The organism is Pseudomonas sp. NPDC090592, from assembly GCF_044769185.1.
GTDB lineage: Bacteria > Pseudomonadota > Gammaproteobacteria > Pseudomonadales > Pseudomonadaceae > Aquipseudomonas.
Map to the genome: position 1 here is coordinate 20,922 of NZ_JBIVXJ010000020.1, position 23,703 is coordinate 44,624.

The window sequence follows — 23,703 nt, forward strand, 5'->3', positions numbered from 1 at the left end:
GCCGCATTCGGCAAACCGAACTTATCATATCCAAGAATCTTCATCAGCTTAAGGCCCAGATCGCAAATGAAACGAACCGCGTTCTTCATCTCCGACGGCACCGGTATCACTGCCGAAACCCTGGGCCAGAGTTTGCTCGCGCAATTCGAGAGCATTCCGTTCAACAAATTCACCCGCCCGTACATCGATTCGCCGGACAAAGCGCGGACCATGGTCCTGCAAATCAACGCTGCGGCCGAGCGTGACGGGGTACGCCCGATCATCTTCGACACCATCGTCAACCAGGACATTCGCGAGATCCTGGCAACGTCGAATGGCTTCATGATCGACATCTTTTCTTCGTTTTTATCCCCGCTCGAGCAGGAATTGACTGCCCATTCGTCGTATTCCGTGGGTAAATCGCACTCGATTGGCGGTAATTCCAACTATATGGAACGCATCGAGGCGGTGAATTTCGCCCTGGACAACGACGATGGCGCACGCACCCATTACTACGACAAGGCCGACTTGATCCTGGTGGGTGTATCACGCTGCGGCAAGACCCCTACCTGCCTGTACATGGCCATGCAGTTCGGCATCCGCGCGGCCAACTATCCGCTGACCGAAGACGACATGGAGCGCCTGCAACTGCCGGCTGTGCTGAAAAAGCACCACAGCAAGCTGTTCGGCCTGACCATCGACCCCGACCGCCTCACCGCCATCCGCCATGAGCGCAAGCCCAACAGCCGCTACTCCAGCTTTGCCCAGTGCGAGTTCGAAGTGCGCGAGGTGGAGAACCTGTTCCGCCGGGAAAACATTCCCAACATCAATTCCACGCATTTTTCGGTGGAGGAGATTTCGGCGAAGATCCTGGTGGAGAAAGGCGTGGAGCGGCGGTTCAAGTAAGCCTGCACCGGCCTCTTCGCGGGCACGCCCGCTCCCACAGGTATCGCGCAGGGTTCAGGTTGGTGAAGGACCTGTGGGAGCGGGCATGCCCGCGAAGAGGCCAGCACAGGAGTACAAAAAAGCCCCGGCATCGCTGCCGGGGCTTTCTTTTACCTCACTAAAGGCCTCAGGACGGCACCACCGCCGCCTGCCCGCTCATGGCCAGGTCGACCAGCTCGCGATTGGCCACCGCGTACATCGCATAGTCGGTCCCGGTGGCATTGCGCAGGTCGTCCAGCATGGCGCGCCAGCGTTCCACCATCACCCGATGCTGCTCGGCCCACAGCGCCACGCGGGCGTCCATGTCTTCAGGCGCATCGGCCATCTGCAATACCGAGATGGTGATTGCCCGCTGCTGCAGGTCGATGTCGTCGCGGAAGGCTTCGCGGGCCAGCGCCTGCCAGTTGTTTTCCACCGGCAGGTTGCTGATTTCCTGCAAGTACCAGGTCAGGTCCAGCGAGCTGCCCACGGCGAAGAACGCCTTGGCCACCTGCGCCGGGTCATGACCCGTCACGTCGGCCGCTTCGATGATCGGCAGCAAGGTGTACAGGTGGCTGGTACCGGCCACCATGCGCGCCAGCAACTCCGGCACGCCGGCCTCGACAAAGCCCTGGTAACGCACCATCCAGCGTTCGCGGGTCGGCCCTTCCAGCAGCTCATCGAGCTTGAGCCCCAGCTGGGCGATCTTCGGCCCGAAATGCGCGGTGTCACGCCCGGCGTCCTGCTCGTTGCGGCGGCTACGCAGGAACCAGCGCGTGGCACGGCGGCCCAGGCGCATCAGCTCGTCCATCAGGGTCAGCTGGATTTCTGCCGGCACCTGGTAGTCCAGGGCCTCGATCTGGCGGAACCAGTGCGGCAGGTGGAAGATGTCGCGCACGATCACATAGGCCCCGGCCACGTTGGCAGGGCTCATGCCAGTCGACTCCTTCAGGCGCTGGACGAAGGTGATGCCCATGTTGTTGACCAGGTCGTTGGCGATCTGGGTGCTGACGATTTCGCGCTTCAGGCGGTGACGGCGCATGGCCTCGGCGAACTTGCTGACCAGCGACGGCGGGAACGCGGTTTCCATGTCGCGGGTCAGGTAGTCGTCGTCCGGCACCAGCGACTTGAGCAGTTGCTCCTTGAGGTCGATCTTGCTGTACGAGATCAGCACCGACAGCTCGGCGCGGGTCAGGCCCTGGCCGGCGGCCAGGCGTTCCACCAGTTGCTCCTCGGAAGGCAGGAACTCGATGGCGCGGTCCAGCTTGCCACGGGCTTCCAGGTCGGCCATCAGGCGCTTGTACTCGGCGATCCGCTCGCGGGCGCGGCGGGCTGCCAGCGACAGCGCCTGGGTCTGCTTGTAGTTGTTGCCCAGCACCAGGTTGCCGACTTCGTCGGTCATGCTGCCCAGCAGCTGGTTGCGCTGCTTCTCGGTCATGTCGCCACCCTGCACCACTTCATTGAGCAGGATCTTGATGTTGACCTCGTGGTCGGAACAGTCCACGCCGCCGGCGTTGTCGATGAAGTCGGTGTTGGTGGCGCCGCCGTTCAGGCCGAACTCGACCCGACCGAGCTGGGTCATGCCCAGGTTGCCGCCCTCGCCCACCACCTTGCAGCGCAGTTCGTTACCGTTTACCCGCAGCGCATCGTTGGCCTTGTCGCCGACATCCGCGTGGCTTTCGGTGCTGGCCTTCACGTAGGTACCGATGCCGCCATTCCACAGCAGGTCCACCGGGGCCTTGAGCAGCGCGTTGAGCAGCTCGGTGGGGGTTAGCCGGTCGGCTTCGATGGCAAAGCGTTCTTTCATCTGCGGGCTGATGGCGATGCTTTTGGCACTGCGCGGGAAGATGCCGCCGCCTTCAGACATGATGCTGGTGTCGTAATCGCTCCAGGCCGAGCGCGGCAGGTCGAACAGGCGCTTGCGCTCGGCAAAGCTGGACGCAGGCTCCGGGTTGGGGTCGATGAAGATGTGCAGGTGGTTGAACGCCGCCACCAGTTGCAGCTTGTCGGACATCAGCAGGCCGTTGCCGAACACGTCGCCAGCCATGTCGCCCACGCCGATGACGGTAATCGGGTCTTCCTGCACGTTGATGCCGCGCTCGCGGAAGTGACGCTGCACGCCCACCCAGGCGCCGCGTGCGGTAATGCCCATCTTCTTGTGGTCGTAGCCGGCCGAGCCGCCCGAGGCAAAGGCGTCGCCCAGCCAGAAGCCGTAATCGATGGCAATGCCGTTGGCGATGTCGGAGAAGGTTGCGGTGCCCTTGTCGGCCGCCACCACCAGGTACGGGTCGTCATCGTCATGACGCACCACGTTGGCCGGCGGCACCACGCCACCGTCCTTCAGGTTGTCGGTGATGTCGAGCAGGCCGGAAATGAAGATGCGGTAGCACGCCACGCCTTCGGCGGCGATCTCGTCACGGCTGCCGCCCAGCGGCAGACGGCGCGGCAGGAAACCACCCTTGGCACCGACCGGCACGATGACCGAGTTCTTCACCTGCTGGGCTTTTACCAGGCCCAGCACTTCGGTGCGGAAGTCTTCTTCACGGTCAGACCAGCGCAGGCCGCCGCGGGCAACGTTGCCAAAGCGCAGGTGAACGCCCTCGACGCGCGGCGAATAGACAAAGATTTCGAACTTGGGCACCGGTTTGGGCAGTTCGGGGATCAGCTTGGGGTTGAACTTGAAGCTGAAGTACGACTTGTTCTGGCCGTTGGCGTCCGGCTGGTAGAAGTTGGTACGCAGGGTGGCCTTGATCAGGTCCAGGTAGCGACGCAGGATGCGGTCTTCGTTGAGTACCTGCACGTCGTCCAATGCGGTCAGGATCGCTTGTTCCAGGCGTAGCTGCTTGTCATCCAGGTCGTCCTGGGTGAGCTTGCGCGCCAGGTAGAAGCGGGTCTTGAACAACCGGGTCAGCTCGCGGGCGATGTCGGTGTGGTTGTTCAGGGTGCTGGCGATGTAACCCAGGTCGAAGCCCAGGCGGATCTGCTTCAGGTAACGGGCGTAGGCGCGCAGCAGCGCCACGTCGCGCCATGGCAGGCCGGCGGTGAGCACCAGGCGGTTGAACGCGTCGTTCTCGGCATCGCCACCCACGATGTGGATGAAGGCATCCTGCAACGTGTCGTTGAGCTGCTGGATATCCAGGCTCAGGCCTTCGCTGTAGGTAAAGGCGAAGTCGTGAATCCAGTACTCCCGGCCGCTGGCATGGCGCAGGCGGTAGGGGAACTCGCCAAGCACGCGCAGGCCGAGGTTTTCCAGGATCGGCAGCACATCGGACAGCGCCAGCGGGGTGTCGGCGTGGTACAGCTTGCAGTGCAGGATACGCTCGCCCACCTGGGTCAGCGGCTGGTAGAAGCTCATCGCCAGCGGCTTGCTTTCCGACAGGTTCAGCACATGTTGCAGGTCGACCACTGCCGAGTGCGCAGCGAAGCGCTCACGGTAGCCGGCCGGGAAGCCTTTGGGGAAGTCGGCGAGGATGTTGGTGCCCTGGGCTTCGCCGAAGTTCTCCACCACCAGCGCCGAGTAGTCGTCATGCCACGAGCGGCAGGCCTGGACCACTTCGCGCTCCAGTTGCTGCGGGTCGATGTCGATGCGGTTTTTCGGGTCTACCCGCAGAATCAGTTGCACACGGGCCAGCACCGACTCGGAGAAGAATGTCCAGAACTCACAGTCGCTGGCCTTCAGGCGCTCCATCAGTACCTGCTGGATCTTCTGCCGCACTTCGGTGGAATAGATTTCCCGCGGTACGTAGGCCAGGCAGTAGCAGAAGCGGCCGTACGGGTCCTTGCGCAGGAACACGCGAATCTTGTTGCGCTCCTGGATCTGCACGATGGCCATGACGGTGGTGAACAGCTCGTCGATTGGCGTCTGGAACAGGTCGTCGCGTGGCAGCACCTCCAGTACCTGGGCCAGTTCCTTGCCCAGGTGAGCCTTGGGGTCGAAGCCCGAGCGGCGCTCGACTTCGGCCACTTTCACGCGGATATAGGGGATGGCATGCACGCTTTCGCCATACACCGACGAGGTGTACAGGCCCATGAAGCGGTGCTCCTTGATGACCTTGCCGTCGGCGTCCAGCTGGCGGATCGACACGTAGTCCGGGTAGGCCGGGCGGTGCACGCGGCTGGGCAGCGCGGCCTTGGCGAACGACAGCAGCAGCGGCTCGTTGAGGTAGGCCACGGCATAGTCTTCGATGCGCAGCTCTTCGGCCGTAAGGCCCACGCGCAGACGGCGCGGCAGGCCAAGGAACGACTGCTCGTCGTAGACCATCTGGCCGCCATCGGCGTCGCCCTTGACGGTGAACTCTTCATAGCCCAGGAAGGTGAAGTGGTTGTCCAGCAGCCATTCGAGGAAGGCCTTGACCTCGCCCTTCTCGTTCTGGGCAGGACCGAAGGCGGTCTGTTCCACCTGCGCCACCACTTCGCGCAGCTTGGCTTTCATCGGTTCGAAGTCGGCGACGGCTACCCGCACCTCAGCCAGCACCTGCTCGATCTCGCGGGCCAGCACGGTCAGCTCGGCGGCATTGGCGCAGCGGTCGATCTCCAGGTACATCAGCGACTCGTGGCACACACCCTCGCCCTGGGTACCCTTGGGCAGCAGTTCCAGCAACTCGCCCTTGGCGCCACGGCGCACGCTGAGCACAGTGGTTTGCAGGGTGTGGATGCTGTAGCCACGGCGGTTGAGCTCGGTGCGCACCGAGTCGACCAGGAACGGCAGGTCGTGGTGCAGCACTTCGACCACCGTGTGGGTCGACTGCCAGCCATTGCGTTCGTAATCGGGGTTGTACACGCGCACTTGCGGGTATTCGGGGTCGAAACGCTCGATGATGCGCCAGGCTGACAGGGTGCAGCCGGCCAGGTCGGAAAGCCTGCGTTGGGTGAGTTCGTCCAGAGAGATGATGCCGAAGAACTGCTCGGCGAACAGCGTCACTTGTGGCAGGGACTGTTCGCTGATGTGCTGCGCCAGGGCCGCTTGCAGTTGATGCTGGAAGTCGGCTTTGCTGGCTGCGGTGAAGAACGCCATCTGTGGTACTCCGCTTGGGCTTTGTAATAGTTGAAGCGTCGCTGCGTGCGCCGTGTACGGATCAACGATAGCCAACCCGTGGCAAGGCGGACGGTAAAAACCAGACGTTGAACGTGCGCAGGCACGCCCAGGGCTGGGCGAAGCTTAACGACTGATCGGTCATCAAGGCTTGCAGCGCTGCGACAATTTCGGTCAAGGGGCGGTAACTTTACGTTTATGCATGTAGCCAAGACTGTCAGAATTCCCTTCCGTTTCCTTTGATCCGAGCCTGCTTATGCAAATCAACACCGCCCTGCTCTTCGCCACCCCTTGCGATGACGAGGAAGACAACATGGCGACCCTGTGCTGCCACAGCGACAAGGGTCAGATGTTTCTGCTTACCCGCTACCCGGACGAAGACACCGTCGACCTGACCCTGGATGACGAGCCATCGACCCTGGACGGCCTGAAAGTGACCCTGGGCGCCAAGCGCCTGCTGATCGAAGTGGCGGCCGGCGACCGCGATGCACTGAAGGGCGACGAGGTGCTGGAGATCAACCTGACCAGCGACCTGAGCGACCTGGATGAAGTGAAGGAAACCCTGGAGAACATCCTGGCCGGGACTGGCACCTTCGTTTGCGAGCTGTGATTGACTGAACACCAGCGCGGTCTCTGTGGGAGCGGGCATGCCCGCGAACACCGGCAAAGCCGGTGCCATCCACCGCGTCGCCTGCTTCGCGGGCTTGCCCGCTCCCACAGTGATCAGGCCAGCGCTTGTTGCATCTCTTTAGCCTGCGCCCGCAGCGCCTCACAAAACGGCTCCACTGCCGCCGAAGCAGGCCTGTGATCCGGCCTGATCAGCATCACCTGGTACGGCACCGACACCCGCAACCTGCGGATCGGTAACCCGCCCTGCGCCGCCTCCAGCCCGCTCAGCGGGTTGATGATCGCCACCCCCAACCCTTGCCTGACCATGGCGCACACCGAGGCGGCACTGGTGGTTTCGATCACCGTGCGGCGGTTCACCCCCGCCGCGCGAAAGTGCTGGTCCAGGCGCTGGCGGTAGGTGTCCAGGCTGGCCAGGTTGATGAAGTCCACCTCGTGAAAGTCGCTCAGCTCCAGTTCGGCCCTGGCCTGCAACGGGTGATGCTCGGGCAACACGCACACCATGTTGGCGCTGAACAACAGTTCGCCATAGGCGCCGCGCGGTATCTGTTCGACCTCGGTCAGGCCAAGGTCATGCTGCTGGGCCACCAGTGACTCCTCCAGCAACGGCGACTCCTGTGCCAGGATGCTCACGCTCACGCCCCGGTGCTGTTGATGGAAGCGCTGGCAGGCCTTGGGCAGCAGGGTCTGGGAAAACAGTGGCAGGCAGGTGATTGCCAGCCGGCCCTGCTCGAAATTGCGAATGGCCTGGGCAAAGCGGTCGATCCGCTCCAGCCCCACGTAGGCGCGCTCGACCTCTTCGATCAACAGCAGCGCCTGGGCTGTCGCCACCAGGCGCCCGCCCTCGCGCTCGAACAGGTTCAACCCGGTTACCTGTTCCAGCCGCGCCAGCTCACGGCTGACCGTGGGCTGCGAGGTGAACAGCAGGCGTGCCGCACCGGTGACGCTGCCAGCGGCCATGATGGCGCGGAACACTTCGATATGGCGGACGGACAGTTTCACGGGGGCACCTGATGAGTCGACTGTGGGTATATCAGATATGAATGACTTACAGAAAAATAGCTATTTTTCTGAATTCCTGCGTTAGCGCATGCTCGTGGTCTTCTTTAAATGAGTAGTGCCACCATGACCGCACCCTTCTCCCTCCTGGCCGAGGCTGTACGCCAGCACGGCTCGCCGCTGTGGGCGTATGACGCCAGCACCATCGCCGAACGTGTCGAGCAATTGAAGGTGTTCGACACCGTGCGCTTCGCCCAGAAAGCCAACCCCAACCTGCATGTGCTGCGCCTGATGCGCGCCCACGGCCTGGTGCTGGACGCGGTGTCGCTGGGCGAGATGGAGCGGGCCTTTGCAGCAGGTGCCAGCGTCGAGGGCGACCCGGCCGGCGTGGTATTGACCTGCGACGCGCTGGACCGGCCAACCCTGGAGCGGGTGGTGGCAGAAAAGATCGAAGTCAACGCCGGCTCCATCGACATGCTGCGCCAACTGGGTGAACGCTCGCCCGGTCACCGCGTGTGGATTCGCATCAACCCGGGCTTCGGCCATGGCCACAGCCGCAAGACCAATACCGGCGGCGAAAACAGCAAGCACGGCATCTGGCATGAAGAGCTGGACGAAGCGCTGGCGGTGATCAAGGCCCATGGCCTGCACCTGGTGGGCGTGCACATGCACATCGGCTCCGGGGTGGATTACCAGCACCTGGAGCAGGTGGCCCGCTCGATGATCGAGCTGATCGGCCGCCTGGGCGTGGATATCGAGGTGTTTTCCATCGGCGGCGGGCTGTCCACCCCGTACCGCAGCACCGATAAGCCGGTCGACCTGCAACGTTACGCCCAGACCTGGGCTGTGGCGCGCAAGGAAATCGAAGCGATGCTCGGCCACCCGGTGCGCATGGAAATCGAGCCCGGGCGCTTCCTGGTCGCGGAATCGGGCTACCTGGTGGCCGAAGTGCGTGCTGTGAAGCAGGTGGGCCGCAATACCTTCGTCATGATCGACGCCGGCTTCAACGACCTGATGCGCCCGGCCATGTACGGCGCCTACCACGGCATGACCCTGCTCGACGCCAACGGCCAGCCGGTGGACCGCCCACGGCAACCGACCGTAGTGGCCGGGCCATTGTGTGAATCGGGTGACGTGTTCACCCAGGATGACCAGGAGCTGACCCCGCAAGAACTGCCCCAGGCACAGGTGGGCGATTTGCTGGTGATTCACGATGCCGGGGCCTATGGCGCGTCGATGTCGTCGAACTACAACAGCCGGCCGTTGCTGCCGGAGTTTTTGATCGAGAACGGCGCACTGCGCATGATCCGTCGGCGCCAGACCGTGCAGGACCTGCTGGGCCTGGAGGCAGGTTTCTAAACTCATCTTTCAAGGCGCGCACAAGCCCCTGTGGGAGCGGGCGCGCCCGCGAACACCGGCAGAGCCGGTGCCACACTCCGCGGTGGTTTCTTCGCGGGCATGCCCGCTCCCACACAAGCCTTGCATTCGGCCTGGCTTTGTAGAGAAAATGCGATCAATTCCCATTAATATTGCGGTCTTGACGCCATGTCGACGCTCGATCCCCAGGCCCTGCACCAGCTGTACAGCGAAAACAACAGCTGGCTGAAAGGCTGGCTGCGCGCCCGCCTGGGCAATGCCGCCGATGCCTCCGACCTGGCACACGACACCTTCCTGCGGGTGATGACCGCGCGCAACCAGCTGCCCATCCGCGAGCCACGCAGCTACCTCAGCGCCATCGCCCGCTCGCTGTTGATCGACAAGGTTCGCCGCCGCACCATCGAACAGGCCTACCTGCAAGCCCTGGCCCTGCGCCCGGAGCCGGTGGAGGTATCGCCGGAAATACGCCTGTCGATCATCGAAATGCTGGTGGCCGTGGACAACCTGTTGGACGAACTCGGCACCAAGACCCGCGCCATCTTCCTTGCCGTGCAGCTGGAAGGCCTGACCTACGGCGCCGCGGCCGAGCGCTTCGGCGTGTCGGTCACCACGGTGAAGAACCACCTGATCAAGGCCATGACCCGCTGCCTGCTGGCTGTCGAAGGCTGAACGGTATGGACATCAAGACGCTGGAAGCCGCTGCCACTTGGTACGTGCAGCTCAACGATGGCGACAGCAACCCAGCCCGTACCCACGCCTGGCAGCAATGGTTGCAGGCCAGCCCACAGCATGCCGCGGCCTGGGCCCGCGTTGAAAAGCTCCAGCAACAATGGGCCATGGTGCCGCCACAGGCAGCGCTGTCCAGCCTGGGCGCGGCTCAGGCGCAGCGGCGCGATGTGCTGAAAGTGTTGAGCCTGCTGCTGGCCATGGGCGGCGGTGGCTGGCTGGCAGCCGGGCAGGTGCCCTATCGCGCCCTGATGGCGCAACAACGTACCGGTACCGGCGAGCGGCGCGCCGTGCAACTGGAGGATGGCTCGCAACTGGAAATGAACGTCGGTACCGCGCTGGATGTGCGCTTTGATGCGAAAGTGCGGACGATCCGGCTGTACCAGGGTGAAATCCTGGTGCGCCCGCTCGGCGATCTTCAGCAGCGCCCGCTCATCGTGCACACCGATGACGGCAGCGTGCTTGCACGCAGTACCGAGTTCAGCGTCCGCAAGCTTGCGCAGCAGACACGCGTGGGGGTACTGCAAGCCAGCGTCGAGCTGCGTCCACAGCGCTACCCGGACCGCGTGCTGCAGTTGCAGGCCGGCCAGCAAGCGAGCTTTGACCCGCAAGATTTCACCGTCGCCCATGCCCTGCCAGCCGACTCCACGGCCTGGCTACAAGGCATGCTGAGCGTGAACGACTGGCGCCTGGGCGACTTCATCGAAGAGCTGGGGCGCTATCGGCCAGGCGTGTTGCGTTGTGCCCCGTCGATCCGGGCCATGAGCATTTCCGGGGCATTCCGCATTGATGACACCGACATCGCCTTGGCCAACCTGCCGAAAACCCTGCCCGTGAACGTGCGCTACATGAGCCGCTACTGGGTCAGCGTGGAACCTGCCTGAGCAACAGGTGAAAAAACTTTCAGTGAAATCTTGCTGATTTCGATTCTCGTCCGTCCCTGACACAAGCCGCGACGACAGCGGCTCTCTGCCATGACTCGGAAGGATCACGTAATGCCCCACCTGCACCTCCCCCCTGCAACCAAGCTGAGCCAGGCTGTGCGCCTGGTGTTGTTCGGCATATCCCTGGCCAGCGCGCCAGCCCTGCTGCTGACGCCTGCCCAGGCCATGGCCCAGAGCCAGACTGCCTACCACGTCGCCGCTGGCCCGCTGGGCAACGCCATCACCCAGTTTGGCGTGCAGGCGGGTGTGACCATTTCGTTCGACACCCAGCAAACCCGCAACCTCAACAGCGCAGGCCTGGAGGGCAGCTACAGCGTCGAGGAAGGGCTGGTGCGCCTGCTGGGCAATAGCGGCTTGCAGGCACAACGCCAGGGTAATGGCGGTTACGTGCTGGTGCCTTCAGGCAACGGCACAGCGATGGAACTGGGGCCACTGAACATCGACGCCAACCGGCTGGACGCGACCAGCGAGGGTACGCAGTCTTACACCGCCCGCGCCGTGACCATTGGCAAGGGTGTGCACACGCTGAAGGAAACCCCGCAGTCGGTCACCGTCATGACCCGCAAGATGCTCGACGACCAGAACCTCAACACGCTTGAACAGGTGCTGGACAAGACCCCGGGCATCACCATTTACGACTCACCCATGGGCGGCAAGTACTTCTACTCCCGTGGCTTCAACCTCGACGGCCAGTATCAGTATGACGGCGTCCCCCTGGACGTGGGCGGCAACTACGTGCAGGCCAACAGCTTTTCCAGCGACATGGCCTTCTATGACCGCGTCGAAATCCTCAAGGGGGCGGCCGGCATGATGAAGGGCTCTGGCTCCTCCGCCGGGGGGGTCAACTTCGTACGCAAGCGTGGCCAGGAAAAGGCCGCTACTATCGTCACCCTGTCTGCCGGCAGCTGGGACAACTACCGCGGCCAGGTGGATGTGGGCGGCCCGCTGAACGAGTCGGGCACCGTGCGTGGCCGCGCCGTGGCAGCACTGCAAGACCGCCAGTACTTCTACGACACCGCCAAGCGCCAGGACCAGGTGCTGTACGGTGCCATCGACTGGGACGTCAGCGCCGACACGACCCTGGGCTTTGGCCTGGCGTACGAGGATGTGGATGCCACGCCGTGCTACCACGGCCTGCCCCGCTACGCCGATGGCAGCGACCTGAAGCTGTCCCGCTCCACTTGCCTGGGTGCCAGCTGGAACGACCTGCAAAGCCAGCGCATTACCGGCTTTGCCGATCTCAAGCACCGTTTCAACGAAGACTGGACACTGAATTTTGCCTCGGTCTACACCCACAACAATCAGAACATCGAATACGGTTACTCCGAAGGTTCGGTACCGGTCGGCGCCACCAGCGCCAGCATGGGCCGCTATGCCGGGCGCTTCGACTACGACCAGGACGACTACGGCTTCGATAGCTACGTCGACGGCAAGTTCGAAGCCTTCGGCTTGCAGCACGAACTGATCATCGGTGCCAACGCCAGCCGCCAGAAAACCCATGACTACTTTGCACTGATGGCGCTGAGCGGCAGCCAGAATCCGCTCGACCCCTCGGCAGACTTCCCTCACCCGGCGAAGGCTGATTACCTGGTCAGCCCCCTGCGTGGCGGTAGCATTCCAACCGACTCCACCACCACCCAGTACGGCACCTACGCCAACCTGCGCCTGAAACTGGCAGAACCACTGACCCTGGTGCTGGGTGCACGGGTGAGCTGGTACCGTAACAAGAGCGACTCCTACACCCAGCGCTATGAATACTGGGTAAACAACCGCAGCCAGGAAAACGGCCAGGTCACACCGTTCGCCGCCGTGCTGTACGACCTGAATGACCAGTGGACCGCCTACGCCAGCTACGCCGACATTTTCCAACCGCAGAGCGACAAAGTGAACGCCCAGAGGCAGCCCCTTCAGCCCAGGACCGGTGCCAACTACGAGATCGGCATCAAGGGCGAACTGCTTGAGGGTGCATTGAATACGTCGTTCAACCTGTTCCGCACGATCGAGAATCACCGCGCAGAAACCGATTACATCGAAACCTGCCCGTCAGGCGACGGCTATTGCTACACCGACAGCGGCAAGGTCCGCGCGCAGGGTTTCGAAGCCGAAATCAGCGGCTCGCCCATCGAGCGGCTGCAACTGCTGGCGGGCTACACCTACACCCAGACCAAATACCTGAAAACCATCGAAGACACCGACCCGACCGAGCTGACCTTTACCTCCAGCTTCATCCCGCGGCACATGCTCAAGGTGTGGGGTGACTACCAACTGGGCGGCGCACTTGAACGCTGGACGCTTGGCGCCGGCCTGAACAGCCAGAGCGAAAACTTCCGCACTACCCGCGGTACCCGTGTCGAGCAGGCCGGCTATACCGTGTGGAACGGCCGCGTGCAGTACCGCCTGGACCAGAACTGGACCGTGGCCCTCAATGGCAACAACCTGTTCGACAAGAAGTACTACGCCACCATCGGCGCGCCGGCGTGGGGCAACTTCTATGGCGAACCGCGTAACTTCATGGTGACGTTGCAAGGGGCGTTCTGAAGTAATTGCCCCGAATGCGTTTGGGCCGCCTGACGGCCCTTTCGCGACCACGCCGCCAATAAAAACCAATCAGGTGGGCTCTCAAACTGCCTTGCCGTGGCGTAACGAAAACCGCTTCGTTGACGTGACAGCCGGTGAAAACACCCAACGAAGTCAATGCTGCTGCGTTTTCAGAAACTTCCTACGTATGTATCGGAAGCGCAAAGCTCCTGCAAGAAGTGATTCCTCGCTAGGGTCCGGATTCGGGTCGAATGCAGCGCGTTGCATGCATTTGATGATCATCCCTGCTCGCTGGAGCACACCCATGGACTCACTGAACGAAACCCTCGAACTGTGCCGGCGCATCACCACCGGCTACCGCCCCGCCCTGCGCAACAGCCCCGTCGCCGACTGCACCCGCCGCTTCGAGTTGCTGCCCCTGCGCTACGCCGCCGTCGGCGGCAACCCGGCGCAACGCGCTCGCCTGCCCAAACTGCCGGGCTATCTCAGCCCCTTCCAGGACGTCGGCGAGATGACCCACTCCAGCTACGCCATCCGCCCGCTGCGCGAAGGCTTTCTCTACCTGCTGATCAAGCGCCACAGCGCAGCGGCCTACGAGTGGCACAGCCAGTACCGCGTCGCACCCAACGGCTCGCTGCAATACATCAGCGCCGACGCGCCCTGGGAGCCCGCCCCCCTCGCCGGCAACCTGGACGACATCATCCGCAGCTTCGGCTGGACCATCACCCTCTACGACCTCGACGATATCCAGGAACTGCGACCGCTGTTCAGCCCTTCTCCGCTCACCCCGCGGATGCTCGACAACTACCGCCTGCTTGAGGACGAGTACCGCAACAGCCTGCCCGCCATCGATATCGCCCGTTTCATCCAGCCTTCCGAGGCCCCGCCGCAGCCCCACGTCCTCAAGCACGATCAACTGAGTTGGGTAGCCGACTTCAAGGCCGAGAACGATGCCGATCTGCAAGCGCTGCTGGACCTGCAACCCTTCAACAACGACCAGATCGTCTCGCCCCACGCCTCGCGGCAAGCCCTGGCACCGCTGCTAAACCAGACCAAACCCCGTGGCGCCGCCATCGTGATCGAAGACGCCATCGGCATTACCCAGGAGCTCAATGCCTGGCGCAATGCCGCGGTCGATGATGTGAAGACCCTGTGGCTGGAACGCACCGTGGAACCCGGCGTGGACAACGAGCGCAAACTGCTGGTCGCGCAGTCGTTTCTGGAGATCGAGAAGCTCTACCCGCAGATGATGGCCGAGCAGATCGTCAAGCGCGAAGTCATGGCTGAAAACGTACGCAACCAACCTTACGTACATGCGGAAATCTACGCGTTTTCCGAACGGGCCAGGCAACAGGCTGATGCACACGACGAACGCATGAAGCCCCACCTGGCGCAGTTCGAGCGCGACGTCCGCGTCAAGGTACAAGTCCGGCAAGAGGCCGGGGAGTTCAGCAAGAAGTTCGACCAGAAGTACGGCCACCTGGTCGACCGCCAGGCCATGCACGATCAGCTCGACGGTTTCGAGCAGGCCATGCAACACGCTCAGCAAGCCGCCGAAGACCGCGCCAAGGACCATGCCCGCTGGGTGATCAGCGAACGCTTGCTGCAAGCGCTGGACCGCTACGACAACGCCGACCTGATCAGCGGCCTGGCCTTTGCCGAGCAGACCGGCCAGTGCGTGATCGGCATGGAGTTGAGTGACTGGGGCACGAAAGTGCTGGACCACTGGTGGCGCAGTGACGTGGCCGACCGGGGCAACCTGGCGCTACGCGGCATCAGCTACAACCAGGACGATATCCAGGAAGAGCTTGCGGCGCTGATTGAGGCCGCCAAGGCCGAACCACCCGCAGAATCATCCTTCATGCTGCGCGAAGCGCTCGCCCGGCAAGCGCACATCGCCGCAAATGCCTTCGGGCGTATCAACTCGCTGTACGAGGAACTGCAAAAGCGTAACAACACCGCCAGTATCGGCCTGCATGCGTGGTATGTGGCGCTTGGGCGACAGGTACTGCGTACCGGAGCACCCAACAGTGCCGACCGGGCGCTGCACCATGGCCTGCGGCTGACGTTGTTTGCGTCGGTGCATGAGACTGCGATCGACATTCGTCTGGGCGAAGCTGCGCGTAGCGGGCACGCCATTGATCCACAACGCAGCGGTGGCCAGGTTGCACGCTATCTGGATCAGGCCTGGGCTGAAGGCTTGATGCAGGCAGACGGTAAGAAGAGTGACTTCTACAAAGTGCGTGCCGCCGGTCTGGTCTGCCTGCTGGAAGGCATGCTGATGGCGTTCAAGGCCCGCGAGCTTCCTGACAGTGATACGCGGGTGAAGACCGAACTCTTGGCAGCCGCGATGACCACGGCTGCGGCGGGCTTTGAAGTCGGAGCCAGCTATGTGGATCAGGTAGCAACCCGATATGGCGCGAAGAGTGTGACCGGGAAAGGGGCAGCAGCGACATTGGGAAGGTTGAGGTTGTGGGGGGCTGGTCTGGCTGGCACTGGGGGACTGGTATTAGCGTGGTGGGACTTTGCCGACGCAGCCGGAAACTTTAAATACCGCCAACACGAACCTACCGGACAGGGCACGAACAAAAGCAGAACGCTGGCATTAGCATACGCAACGCGCGCACTGGCAACCATCACACTCTCCCTGGCAGAAGTAGGAACAGCAATTGCGTTAGCAAAACCCTTGTTTGATCATCTTTCTCACAGTGCTAAAAGCAAAATTGTGAAGATGCTGACCACCTCCATGGGAGAGCTTGCAAAAAAACTGGGAGCACAAGCAGCTCGCCTGCTACTTGCGCGCTTGGTACTCGGCGCCTTTTGGGTGGGTCTCGCACTCACACTCATAATTTATTTTTTTGAAGATGATGCCTTAGAAAAATGGTGCAAACGCTGCAGCTTTCGGATCGAAAAAAACTCCAAGCCTTACCTGGAGCACGATGAGCTGAGCGCCCTGCATTCAGCTTTCAGGGAGGTTCTATAATGTATCTGATTGAATGGGGTTTCTGGCAAATGGCAACTGAGTCAGAGACTGCTCGGAAAGCGTATGAAGCCGAGATGACGCCCGCAGAGAAGCGCACAAGGAATGACTTTCATGAGGCTGACCTGGACGAAGAAATACACTTCCATTGCGTCAGCGAAAGCCCTCTCGTACGCGGCCCTGTTTATGCATTCAATGAAACATTCATGGATATGCGCTGTGGCGGGTCGGAAGAGAAACGCGGCCTCATTACATTAGTCACGCTAGGTGGAGTGCTCCCCGGCATAGCATTCGGCACTATCATATCCGGCGGATCTATTTGGCTTGACTTCACCCAGCCAGAGTCCAGCTCGTTTTTGACAGTCATATTGGCTATTGCACTGGCCCTGGCTTCAGGGTCAGCAATGTATTTCTATTCAAAGTACGGGATAAAGCTCAGCCGGCTGGAAATGCTGACAAGCCGTCACCTACTCATTCGCTTCAATCGAAAAACTCAACAGGTCCACCTCCACCGACCCAGCTACTGTGGCGGCATCGTAACTTTCCCATGGAAAACAACCGGAAGCACAGCCATCAACCCAGAGGATGACTCTCTTAGCCTCGGTATGCGACTCGGCCTTGTCTGGCACCCCAGCCGCACGGGCCTGCCGCACATGGAAATGGCCCTACTCGGCAAACAAGGCCAAGGCGGCAGCGAACTCCGTGATGAATGGGAGTTCATCCGCCGCTACATGGAAGAAGGCCCACACGCAGTCCCCCGCCCTCGCCTGAGCACCCAGCTACCCTCACCCGTCCAGGCCTTCAGCGCCCAGTTTGAGGGCCTTGGCCGCTTCTTCCGCAAAAGCAGCTGGCTGTTCAAGGTCGTCCTGCTCATGGTCTGGCCCGCCTTCGTCATCGTCGGTACCGGCCACTGGCTCAGCCTGCTGCTGTGCTGGCGGCCACGCTGGCCAAAGGTGATCCGCGAGGCCGGCATGCCTGGCAAACCCGTGCCACCGGTAACAACCCTGAGCGACTACCCGCCAGCCGTTCAAGAGCGCCTGCTCGCCAACGCCGACCGATGGCAACTCAAAACTGGCAAGCGCCCAACGAATAAAACGCGCAAGCGCAGCGTGCCTCAGTAAACGCCTCATGGCATCGCGACAGGTTACCGGCCCTGGGGTAACCTGCCCGCTTTGCCATAGGAAGGCGCGAATGCAGGCGAAGACAGAGATCCCTCCCCGCTTCATCATCCACCAGACCCGACACTGGGTGCTGAACCACCGCATGAACAGCGCGCTGCCCGGTTACCTGATGCTCAGCGCACGCGCACCGGTCAACTCACTGGCAGCCCTGCCTACGGAGGCCCAGGCCGAACTGGGTATCCTCATGGCGCATACGCAGCAGGTGATGGAGGCGCAATTGCAACCGGCGCGTTTGTACATTGGCCGGTACGGCCACGACGCGGGGTACGCCATTCACTTTCATTTCATCCCTGTCTACCCTTGGGTCGAAGCGCTGTTCTGGGCAGATGAGCGATACCGGGTGCTGCAAGCGTTCGGCTGGACGGAAGTCGCGCAGCCGCAGACTGATGGTGCCGAATTGACGCTGTTCATCTGGCGCGAGTTTTGTGAGCGCCCTGAGCCGCCAGCGGTACAAGGGTGCTCGGTGGATGAGGCCATTGCCTTGTTGCGCAGGGCATTCCCGGCAGGAGATCAAAAAATCTTGTAGTCCCCGCTGTCGCGCAGAAAGCAAAGCCCGTGAGCGCACCGCTGTCCCTGTGGGAGCAACTGCCTTATTCAAAATCTTCAAGCTCGTGCAATCTCTGTGGGAGCGGGCAAGCCCGCGAACACCGGCAGAGCCGGTGCCATCCACTGCGTCGCATGTTTCGCGGGCGCGCCCGCTCCCACAGGAATCTATTAGCTGATATGGAAATCACCCATGCGCTCCAACAAGGCCTGCCCCGTAGTCCTTTCATCCACGCTGCCTCGAAAAATCCTGCTGTTCCGCCACCCGCTGGCCGGTGTGCAACTGGTGAAAGGCACCATCGAAAAGGGTGAAACACCCGCCACGGCCGCCCTGCGTGAACTGAGTGAAGAGTCCGGCATCGCCAACGCCCAGGTTGTTCAAGACCTGGGCTGCTGGGATGCAGAGCATCTTGGCCAGGTGTGGTCGTTTCACCTGTGCCAGGTGGAGGATGCCCTGCCCGAGCAGTGGTCCCACCAGACCCAGGATGATCATGGCCACCTGTTCACATTCTTCTGGGCCACCCTCGACAACCTGCCCCACAGCGATTGCCACCCGGTCTTTCAGCGGGCCTTGGACTATTTGTGCGACAAGCTCCAGAGCAACCCGCGCACCCACTGATGCACCAGGTGATGACGCAAGCGCTCACGCAAGGCCAGGACCTTGCTGAACCGCGCAAGGGCCAACGGCTGTTCCACCTTACCGTGGTGCATCCAGGCTGGCGTTGTCGATCACGAAGCGGTACTTCACCTCCCCCCGTAGCATGCGCTCGTAGGCCTCGTTGATTTCCCCGGCCTGTATCAGCTCGATATCGGCAACGATGCCGTGCTCGGCACAGAAGTCGAGCATCTCCTGGGTTTGCGCGATGCCGCCAATCATCGAGCCGGCCAGCGTGCGGCGCTTCATGATCAGGTTGAATACGTTGGGCGCGGCGTGCGGTGTGGCCGGTGCGCCGACAAGCGTCATGGCACCATCACGCTTGAGCAACACCATGAAGGCATCCAGGTCATGGGGCGCAGCGACGGTGTTCAGGATGAAATCGAAGCTTTTGAGGTGAGCGGCCATTTCTTGCGGGTTGCGCGATACCACCACTTCATCGGCCCCCAGTTGCAGCGCCGCGTCGCGCTTGCCCGGCGACGTTGTGAACGCCACCACATGCGCGCCCATGGCGTGCGCCAGCTTGATGCCCATGTGGCCCAGGCCACCAATGCCGACCACGCCCACTTTCTTGCCCGGGCCGGCCTGCCAGTGGCGCAGCGGTGAATAAGTGGTAATGCCCGCACACAGCAACGGGGCAACAGCAGCCAGTTGTGCCTCCGGATGGCGGATGCGCAGCACATAGCGCTCATGCACGACGATTGCCTGTGAATAGCCACCCTGCGTCCAGCCAGGGGCGTCGGCGGTCGGGAAGTTGTAAGTACCGACCATGCCGTCGCAGTAGTTTTCCAGGCCCTCGTCGCAGTCGGCGCAGTGCTTGCAACTGTCGACGATACAACCGATACCGACCAGGTCGCCCGGTTTGAAGGTGGCAACGTGCGCCCCTACCGCCGTCACCCGACCGACGATTTCATGGCCGGGCACACACGGGTACTGAGTGCCTTCCCACTCCGAGCGCACCTGGTGCAGGTCGGAATGGCAGATGCCGCAGAACGCGATATCGATCTGGACATCGTGAGCGCCTGGCGCGCGGCGAGTGATGCGCAGTGGTTGCAAAGGCTGGTTACCAGCGTGTGCGCCGTAAGCATTGACGAGCATGTTTCGACCCTCCTGCATGTGGTGAGGACCATTCTCCCGGTCGACATGCGCCGAGCAGTAGCGTGATCCCGTGCAATGCTTGCCTGATCCTGCAGGCAGTCGCAGCTAGAGCCCGACAGCCACTTCGCGCTCCCCGCCCATGTACTGCTCCAGGCGGCTACGCAACCAGCGTTCGGCAGGGTCGCTGTCGGTGGTACTCAACCAGACCATGGCCAGTTCCAGCGCAGGCGCCTCGAATGGCAGCGTCTCGGCCTGCAGGTTGCCCCAGCGCTCCATGCCTTGCGCGGCGTAATCCGGGCAGCAGGCGAGCAGGTCGGTACCTGCCAGAATCGCGGGCAACGAACTGAACTGCGGCACCGACAGCACCACCTTGCGTTCGCGGCCGACCTCTTTCAGCCACTCATCGACCACGCCCTGCGTATTGGCAGTAGGCGATACCTGAACGTGCGGGCGGGAGCAGAACTCATCCAGCGTCAAGGGCGTTGCTGACTTGTCGGCCCGTACTACCCTGCCCTGCAGGGTACGCAGCACCTTGCGTTTGGCGTTGGCCGGCAGCCCCTTGGTCTGGCTGATGCCCACCGTTACATCGCCCGCTGCCAGCAAGTCTGGAATGCGCCAGTAATCCACATGCTGCACAACCACCACCACATTCGGCGCCTCTACGCGCAGGGCCCGCAGCAGTGGCGGCAGCAAGCCCGACTCCACGTCGTCGGACAAACCGATACGGAACGTCATGTTGCTGGTGGCCGGGTCAAAATCGTGGGACAGGCTGAGGGCAATGGACATCGCATCCAGCGCCGGGGTGAGGTGCTTGATCACCTCTTCTGCCCTGGCCGAAGGTTGCATGCGGTTGCCCACGCGGATCAGCAACGGGTCGTTGAACATCGCCCGCAACCTGGCCAGTGCGGCGCTGACCGTGGGTTGGGCGATGAACAGTTTTTCTGCCGCACGGGTGAGATTGCGCTCTTGCATGAGGGCTTCGAACACCACCATCAGGTTGATATCGGCTTTGCGCAGTTCGTTTCGGTTCATTGGCGCTCCCGGGACCATGCTTGTTTTGCGGGTACGGTTGCAGCATTGGCAGTAATCCTGGTCGCGTCAAAGGTGCGGGCTTGTACCGTTGGCGTCGGCCCTTTCGCGGGTGAACCCGCTCCCACAGGCACCGCGCCCAGTTTGAGGGCAGCGCTGTACCTGTGGGAGCGGGTTCACCCGCGAAGGGGCCGGTACTGGCAACCTATTTTCCAAAGCCAGACTCAGGCTGCGTTGCCCCACACAACACAATCCGGGTACTCTTCCCGCCTCTTCCCTTCCGGCCTCCCTGCCGTGCACCGCCCAGGCGTTGATTCGCGAAGCGGTCATTCATGATGCCGACCCTTGCATGGCCGCCACTCACTGGCGCGCCCACCCGCCATCAATACATTCAGGATGACCTCATGATCATTCGCCAAGGCATCGCTGCCGACCACCCGCAGCTGCTCGACATCTGGCTGCGCGCCGTGCGCGCGACGCACCACTTTCTGCAACCCGCCGACATCGACGCGTTGCTGCCACAACTGCGCGATATCTACTTCCCGGCCGTCGAGTTGTGGGTAGCAGTCGACACGGATGACCAGCCGCAGGGCTTCATCGGCTTCAACGAACATCATGTGGAAATGCTCTTCGTCGACCCCGACCTTCATGGGCAAGGCATCGGCCGCGCGCTGCTGGACTTCGGCCACCAATCGCGCACTGCAATGAGCGTCGACGTCAACGAGCAAAACCCGCAAGCTGTGGGCTTCTACCAGCATTACGGTTTCATCCAGACAGGCCGCTCACCACTGGATGGCGAAGGCCGGCCATTCCCGTTACTGCACATGAGCTTGCCCACCAAGGCGTGATCAGGAATACATACCGCGATGGACCGCAAAACCTCCCCCAAGCCACCGTCCGACTGGGTCATTCGCAGCGCCCAGCCGGGCGGGATCGAGCGCATCGAAGCCTGGTTCGGCAGCCACGGCTATGACCCGCACCGGCACGACACCTACTCCATCGGCCGCACCCTCGCGGGCGTTCAAAGCTTCCATTACAAGGGGGCGCTACGCCACGGCGTGCCTGGCAATACCTTGGTACTGCACCCTGACGAACTGCATGACGGCATGGCCGGTACCGAGGCAGGGTTTCGCTACCGCATGGCCTACGTCGACCCGGCACTGATCCAGAACGTGCTGGGTGGCCAACCCCTGCCCTTCGTTGCCGGCGGCCTGTCCAGCGACCCGCGCCTGTACCACGCCAGCGAAGCCTTTGTGCAGGCTGTAGAGCATTCGCTGGAGCCGCTGGAGGAGCAGGACGCCCTGTACGACCTGGCCATGGCCCTGCAAGCAGTCGCCGGCAAGCCCCGTGGGCGCAAACGCCTGGATTACCACGCCGCCGAGCGCGCCCGGGCATTCATCATGGAGCACCTGCATACCAACATAACGCTGGACATGCTGGAACAGGCCAGCGGCCGCGAGCGCTGGAGCCTGTCGCGGGACTTTCGCACCCTCTACGGCACCAGTCCCTATCGCTTTGTCACCCTGCGACGCCTGGACCGGTTCCGCAGCCTGATCCTCGACGGGTTCAGCCTGGTGGATGCCGCGCTGGCCGCGGGCTTCCACGACCAGAGCCATATGAACCGGCATTTCAGCCGCTGCTATGGTGTACCGCCCTTACGATGGCTGGAGCGTTTGCGCGCTGCCCGCTGAGATCCCCCCACACGTCCGAACGCTGACTTGCAGGATCGTACAAGAACCAGGCTTGCCGAGGAGGATAGGCTGACCACTCCACTCACCGAGGAAATTGTCATGCCTGAGTCCCGTCACCCCCACCCCACCACCCCCGTGAACCTGGCACACAAGGCGTCGCTGATTGAACAGCAATGGAGCCCAAGGGTGGTTGCCGAAATGAACGACTACCAGTTCAAGGTCGTGCGCATCGAAGGCGAATTCATCTGGCACGCACACCCGGAAACCGACGAAGCCTTTCTGGTGCTCGAAGGCACCCTGCGCATCGACCTGCCGGATGGCTGCGTGCATGTGCATCCGGGGGAGCTGTACGTGGTGCCCCGTGGCATCGAGCATCGGACGGCAGCCCAGGGCGAGGCGAAACTGATGATGATCGAGCCGCGAGGTGTTCTGAATACGGGCCATGAAGGGGGCGAGCGCACTGCGGTCAATGACATCTGGATCTAAATAAATATCGGCACTAAAGCTCATTAAATCCTGAGCAATAACAATTTTTGGTCTTTACAAGCTTACATCAAGCCAAAAAAAGCCACCCAAAGCCATTATCGTGCAACCCTTCGCAACTGGGCATCACTCAACCACCGTATAATCGGATCCAATACCGAGGATGCCCTGCATGCAAGCACTGGAAATGGACTACCGGCACGGCGATGAGGTCGCCAGCCACTGCCACGCCGAAGACCAGCTGATCTACGCCGCCAGCGGCGTGATGCGGGTCAGCAGCGAGGGCGGTAGCTGGGTGATCCCCGGCGGGCATGCCTTGTGGATGCCCGCCGGGGTCAACCATGCCATCCGCATGGAGGGCGCGGTGTGCATGCGTACCTTGCTGCTTGAGGCACGCGTCGAGCGCTGCCAGGTGATCGTGGTGTCCGGCCTGCTGCACGAACTGATCCTGGCTGCCTCCCGCTTGTTTGACCTGCGTGACGGCCAGCACGTGCGGGCGCTGATCCAGTGCGAACTGGCCACCGCCAGGCGCATCGATGCCTTTGTGCCGTTGCCGCAACAGGCGCGGCTGCGGGCCTGGTGCGAGCGCTTCCTGCAGGCCCCGGCCCAGGACCTGACCCTGGAACAATGCGGCGCGCAGTTGAACATGAGTGCCCGCAGTGTGGCGCGGCTGTTTCAGCGCGAGGTGGGCATGTCGTATGGTGAATGGCGCGCCCGGGCCCGGGTGATGCTCAGCCAGCAATGCCTGGCACAGGGCCAACCGATCCTGAACGTCGCACTGGAGCATGGCTACCAGAGCGCCAGCGCCTTTGCTGCCATGTTCAAACGCATACTCGGCTACGCCCCCAGCGACTGGCAGGAAATCGCCGCCCGCGGATACTGAAGCTCAGCTTGTCC

At 62.3% G+C, this 23,703-nt stretch carries 19 protein-coding genes; 14 read left to right on the top strand and 5 right to left on the bottom strand.

The window, feature by feature from the left end:
• Positions 1-66: 66 nt before the first annotated feature.
• Positions 67-885, top strand: a complete 819-nt coding sequence (locus tag ACIQUI_RS18300; RefSeq protein ID WP_403201195.1) for a pyruvate, water dikinase regulatory protein — start codon at positions 67-69, stop codon at positions 883-885.
• Between the two features lie 166 nt (positions 886-1,051).
• Here the strand turns inward: ACIQUI_RS18300 and ACIQUI_RS18305 are convergent, their stop codons facing one another.
• Both ACIQUI_RS18305 and ACIQUI_RS18310 read right to left on the bottom strand, forming a co-directional pair.
• Positions 1,052-5,917, bottom strand: a complete 4,866-nt coding sequence (locus tag ACIQUI_RS18305; protein ID WP_403201197.1) for an NAD-glutamate dehydrogenase — start codon at positions 5,915-5,917, stop codon at positions 1,052-1,054.
• 61 nt (positions 5,918-5,978) lie between these two features.
• Positions 5,979-6,113: a hypothetical protein gene (locus ACIQUI_RS18310; RefSeq protein WP_391136284.1), complete on the bottom strand. Its 135-nt coding sequence runs from the start codon at positions 6,111-6,113 to the stop codon at positions 5,979-5,981.
• Between the two features lie 78 nt (positions 6,114-6,191).
• Here ACIQUI_RS18310 and ACIQUI_RS18315 point away from each other — a divergent pair, with 78 nt between their 5' ends.
• Entirely contained in the window at positions 6,192-6,545 is a 354-nt protein-coding gene (locus ACIQUI_RS18315) for a hypothetical protein (RefSeq protein ID WP_403201200.1), read from the top strand.
• Positions 6,546-6,658: 113 nt separating this feature from the next.
• Here the strand turns inward: ACIQUI_RS18315 and ACIQUI_RS18320 are convergent, their stop codons facing one another.
• Positions 6,659-7,564, bottom strand: a complete 906-nt coding sequence (locus ACIQUI_RS18320; protein WP_403201202.1) for a LysR family transcriptional regulator — start codon at positions 7,562-7,564, stop codon at positions 6,659-6,661.
• 123 nt (positions 7,565-7,687) lie between these two features.
• On the opposite strand from ACIQUI_RS18320, the gene lysA reads away from it, so the two are divergent.
• The 8 genes from lysA to ACIQUI_RS18360 all read left to right on the top strand — a co-directional run bounded on the left by lysA (position 7,688) and on the right by ACIQUI_RS18360 (position 18,469).
• Entirely contained in the window at positions 7,688-8,920 is a 1,233-nt protein-coding gene (gene lysA / locus ACIQUI_RS18325) for a diaminopimelate decarboxylase (RefSeq protein WP_403201203.1), read from the top strand.
• A gap of 186 nt (positions 8,921-9,106) precedes the next feature.
• Positions 9,107-9,607 (top strand): sigma-70 family RNA polymerase sigma factor, encoded by a 501-nt coding sequence (locus tag ACIQUI_RS18330; protein ID WP_391136273.1) that lies wholly within the window; start codon positions 9,107-9,109, stop codon positions 9,605-9,607.
• 5 nt (positions 9,608-9,612) lie between these two features.
• Complete coding sequence (locus ACIQUI_RS18335) at positions 9,613-10,548, top strand: FecR domain-containing protein (protein ID WP_403201206.1); 936 nt, start codon at positions 9,613-9,615, stop codon at positions 10,546-10,548.
• Between the two features lie 111 nt (positions 10,549-10,659).
• Positions 10,660-13,146, top strand: coding sequence for a TonB-dependent siderophore receptor (locus tag ACIQUI_RS18340; protein ID WP_403201209.1), 2,487 nt, complete (start codon positions 10,660-10,662; stop codon positions 13,144-13,146).
• Between the two features lie 304 nt (positions 13,147-13,450).
• The gene (locus ACIQUI_RS18345) at positions 13,451-16,129 is read left to right on the top strand and encodes a T6SS effector BTH_I2691 family protein (protein WP_403201371.1); all 2,679 of its coding nucleotides are present in this window, start codon (positions 13,451-13,453) and stop codon (positions 16,127-16,129) included.
• Positions 16,129-17,247 carry a DUF6708 domain-containing protein gene (locus ACIQUI_RS18350; RefSeq protein WP_403201212.1) on the top strand — a complete coding sequence of 373 codons (1,119 nt, stop codon included), beginning with the start codon at positions 16,129-16,131 and terminating at the stop codon, positions 17,245-17,247. Before ACIQUI_RS18345 ends, ACIQUI_RS18350 begins: the two co-directional genes overlap by 1 nt.
• A gap of 70 nt (positions 17,248-17,317) precedes the next feature.
• Entirely contained in the window at positions 17,318-17,833 is a 516-nt protein-coding gene (locus tag ACIQUI_RS18355) for an HIT family protein (RefSeq protein WP_403201215.1), read from the top strand.
• Between the two features lie 210 nt (positions 17,834-18,043).
• The gene (locus ACIQUI_RS18360; RefSeq protein WP_403201218.1) at positions 18,044-18,469 is read left to right on the top strand and encodes an NUDIX domain-containing protein; all 426 of its coding nucleotides are present in this window, start codon (positions 18,044-18,046) and stop codon (positions 18,467-18,469) included.
• Between the two features lie 78 nt (positions 18,470-18,547).
• Here the strand turns inward: ACIQUI_RS18360 and ACIQUI_RS18365 are convergent, their stop codons facing one another.
• Together ACIQUI_RS18365 and ACIQUI_RS18370 are read right to left on the bottom strand one after the other, a co-directional pair.
• A complete protein-coding gene (locus ACIQUI_RS18365; protein WP_403201221.1) occupies positions 18,548-19,603 on the bottom strand; it encodes an NAD(P)-dependent alcohol dehydrogenase in 1,056 nt (351 codons plus the stop codon).
• A 105-nt stretch (positions 19,604-19,708) separates the two neighbouring features.
• A complete protein-coding gene (locus tag ACIQUI_RS18370) occupies positions 19,709-20,635 on the bottom strand; it encodes a LysR substrate-binding domain-containing protein (protein ID WP_403201223.1) in 927 nt (308 codons plus the stop codon).
• A gap of 401 nt (positions 20,636-21,036) precedes the next feature.
• On the opposite strand from ACIQUI_RS18370, the gene ACIQUI_RS18375 reads away from it, so the two are divergent.
• From ACIQUI_RS18375 to ACIQUI_RS18390, 4 genes are all read left to right on the top strand, one after another.
• Entirely contained in the window at positions 21,037-21,480 is a 444-nt protein-coding gene (locus ACIQUI_RS18375) for an acetyltransferase (protein WP_403201226.1), read from the top strand.
• Between the two features lie 18 nt (positions 21,481-21,498).
• A complete protein-coding gene (locus ACIQUI_RS18380) occupies positions 21,499-22,323 on the top strand; it encodes an AraC family transcriptional regulator (RefSeq protein WP_403201229.1) in 825 nt (274 codons plus the stop codon).
• A gap of 99 nt (positions 22,324-22,422) precedes the next feature.
• A complete protein-coding gene (locus tag ACIQUI_RS18385) occupies positions 22,423-22,809 on the top strand; it encodes a cupin domain-containing protein (protein WP_403201232.1) in 387 nt (128 codons plus the stop codon).
• A gap of 169 nt (positions 22,810-22,978) precedes the next feature.
• Positions 22,979-23,689: an AraC family transcriptional regulator gene (locus ACIQUI_RS18390; protein WP_403201235.1), complete on the top strand. Its 711-nt coding sequence runs from the start codon at positions 22,979-22,981 to the stop codon at positions 23,687-23,689.
• Positions 23,690-23,703 lie beyond the last annotated feature (14 nt).